The sequence below is a fragment of the Arthrobacter sp. L77 genome (genome assembly GCF_000816565.1).
Taxonomy (GTDB): Bacteria; Actinomycetota; Actinomycetes; order Actinomycetales; family Micrococcaceae; genus Arthrobacter_D; species Arthrobacter_D antioxidans.
Window position 1 is genome coordinate 1 of record NZ_JWSU01000002.1, and the last position, 3,001, is coordinate 3,001.

Annotated in this window: 1 protein-coding gene and 1 rRNA gene; one reads left to right on the forward strand and one right to left on the reverse strand. The window is 64.8% G+C overall.

Features of this window, described 5'->3' with window-relative positions; all coding sequences use genetic code 11:
• Window positions 1-49: 49 nt before the first annotated feature.
• Window positions 50-166 (forward strand): 5S ribosomal RNA (rrf, locus tag RY94_RS02555).
• Between the two features lie 943 nt (window positions 167-1,109).
• On the opposite strand, the gene RY94_RS02560 is transcribed toward rrf, so the two are convergent.
• Entirely contained in the window at window positions 1,110-2,393 is a 1,284-nt protein-coding gene (locus RY94_RS02560; RefSeq protein ID WP_043441522.1) for an SAM-dependent methyltransferase, read from the reverse strand.
• Window positions 2,394-3,001: the final 608 nt, after the last annotated feature.

The window sequence follows — 3,001 nt, forward strand, 5'->3', positions numbered from 1 at the left end:
CCATCAGGGCACCCGGGGGCACGGCACGGGCGCGTCAGGTAGCAAGGGTTACGGCGGTCATAGCGTGGGGGAAACGCCCGGTCCCATTCCGAACCCGGAAGCTAAGACCCACAGCGCCGATGGTACTGCACCCGAGAGAGTGTGGGAGAGTAGGACACCGCCGGACAACCATTACAGGAAGGCCCCACACCACCAGGTGCGGGGCCTTCCCACGTTAACCACCCACCCAGCACCAGGCACCACAGAGCAGACAATGGGGCAGGCACCCAGCGGGCAGGGCGTCAGCGGGACGGGACATCGGCTCGAAGCGAATCCACCCCGGACCCGTTCCCTCCCACCCCCTGACCCCAGGCCCCGCCACCGTCGCCGGCCTCTGCCACACCCCAACCGCCATCTGCGCGGCGTTTCCGATCCTGACCTCGCGTCCCATGATGCTCTCCCTAGGGTCTGGGTTGGTGATGGTGCGATCGAGGCGGTGGTCGATGGTCCGGTGCGGACAGTCACACAGGGCCATGACAGGTCGACGCGCCCGGTGTGACGGGGCAGCGGCGTGAACCCGGAACTGACGTGCCTTGTCAGTGTGTAGCGAGTAAGGCTGTCACCCCGTGAGAACGAGTCCGTCCAGGTTGATCCTCGCCGCCGGCACAGGTCGGTTCGTTGACTCCGAGTCCGCCCTCGTGAGCCTGGACCGCCGCGAGCTCTCCCCACCGTGTTCTCCGTGATGATCGCCGAGCTGGTACCTGAGAATGTCCCGACCCTTGCCTTCCGGACCGCGAAGTCCGGCATCGCGCCCGAGGAAGAACTGTCCGGCGCCCGCAGTGCCGAGGAGCCTGGGTTCCTGGTCTGCCGATCGGCCCCCGAGGGTTCCCTGGGTCCTGCGTACCAGGGCGTTCCTCACCTTCGACGCGTTGCTGCGCCCCGACGAACTCAGGGAACATAGAGGTGCCGAGAGCAAGGGCTGCGACACCCTCGCCGGATGCATCACCGATGAACCCGACCGATCCCTGAACTCTGTGATGAGGCTGCCCTCGGCGACGGGGTTCTCCGCATGCACGCGGGCGATCGTGTCGGCCGAAGGTTCACTCGACCCTTTGCTTGCACGATCGCCTTCACATCCATTCGCGGCGCCGCAATGGGGGATGCTCTCCTCCCGGACGCTGGACCAGTACCTGATTCACGCCGTTCAGCCCCCGCTCGAACCCGAGTGCGCTCGACGCCATGTACAGCCGCCATACCCGGGCCCGTCCCTCGCTCGTGAGGCGTACCGCCTCGTCCCAGTTCTCCTCGAGGTTGTGTACCCAGGCCCGAAGCGTCAGCGCGTAGTGCCGGCGCAGTGCTTCGACGTCGAGCACTTCCAGCCCGGCTGCTTCGAGCGCCCCGATCATGACGGTCAGGCTGAGCATCTCGCCGTCCGGAAAGACGTAACGGGGGATGAAGGAGTCCGGATCCGGGGGCATGTCACCCGCGTTCCAGGAAATCGCGTGATTGAGGAGGCGCCCTCCGGGACGCAGCAGGCTGTACAGCTTGGACGCGTAGTCGTTGATCTGGCTTCCGCCGACATGTTCGGCCATGCCGATCGAGCTGATCGCGTCGAACGGGCCGTCATGGACATCGCGGTAGTCCTGAACCCGGATCTCGAGACGGTCGGCGAGACCGGCGTCGGACACTCTCTCACGGGCGAAGTCCGCCTGCTCTTTCGAGAGGGTGACGCCGACGACGTCGACTCCGTAGTTCTGCGCCGCATGCAGCGCAAAGCTGCCCCAGCCGCAGCCCACATCCAGCACCCGCATGCCGGCTCGAAGGCCGAGCTTGCGGCAGACCAGGTCGAGCTTCGCTTCCTGGGCTGCGTCCAAGCCGATGGTCTCGTCCTCCCAGACAGCGCAGGAGTACACCATCGACCGCCCGAGCACGAGTGCATAGAACTCGTTGCCCACGTCGTAATGGTGCGAGATCGCCGCAGCGTCCCGCTCCTTGGAATGCTTCCGCCCCCATCGGGTCACGTTCATCTCCTCGAGTGGCGGCGCGGGCGGAAGGCCCAGCGCTCCCACGAGAACGGCCGTCCGGACCAGCCTCATGCGTTCACCGAGGGTCGGTGGCCGGAAAGCCTTCAGCTCGGCGAACTTGCCCACGGAGCTGAGCGCCGAAAAGCCCTCGAAGAGGTTGCCGGCCCCGTCGATATCCCCTGCAACGTACGCACGGCTCAGTCCGAGCTGATTCGGAGACCACAGCATCCGGCGTAATCCCCGCCGGGAGCGGAACTCGATCACAGGGGCATCGGGGGGGCCTGCTTCTGACCCGTCCCACGCCCGGAGCCTCAGCGGGATCTCCTCGGTGCCCAGAACGATGCCCAAGGCTTCGGCCAACCGCGGTGCCACTCCCATGTTCCTTACCATGCACCCTGTCTACTACGACTCGGTCGAGCGGACCAGAGCCCGTACGGTGTCGGATGACCCGCGGTCGGCTGCAGCTGTACTGAGCCCGGTCCAGGCCCCGGTGGTCGCATACGGCCACTCCGCGCGAGGCCAGGCGGGGCACCGGTGCCGGCGCTGCGGATGTGGGCGCTTCAGGTGAGGGCAGGGGTCGGTTTGTGATGACGGCGGGAGGGTTGTAGAGTAATGGAGTTGCCCCGGTGAGGGCGACAAACCCCCCAACTAAATGAAGCGGTTCGGACACGTGTTCCATGTGCCAGATCCCGCTTCACTCGGTGTCCTCGGAAACCATTTCTGGTCGAGGTCGCGGTGCTGGTGTAAGAGCCGGCCGGGACCAAGCGGATTTGCGGTTACGGGGTGGGTGCGGGTAAGCTTTGAAAGTTGCTCCGGAGCGAGGACATGACGGTTTGGTCGTGTTTGGTGCCGGTTGTTCCTGTTGTTTGAGAACTCAATAGTGTGCCAAGTTTGTTGATACCGATTGTTTTTTGATTGGTTGAATTGGCTGGTCGTCGCGCATGTTTGTGTGTGGTGGCTGGTTTTTTTGGCTGGTTTCGAATTTTGTGCAGTGGTGT

Bases quoted from the DNA above. Each gene is read 5' to 3' on its own strand.
- RY94_RS02560 (WP_043441522.1), bottom strand. From the start codon at position 2,393: ATGGTAAGGAACATGGGAGTGGCACCGCGGTTGGCCGAAGCCTTGGGC.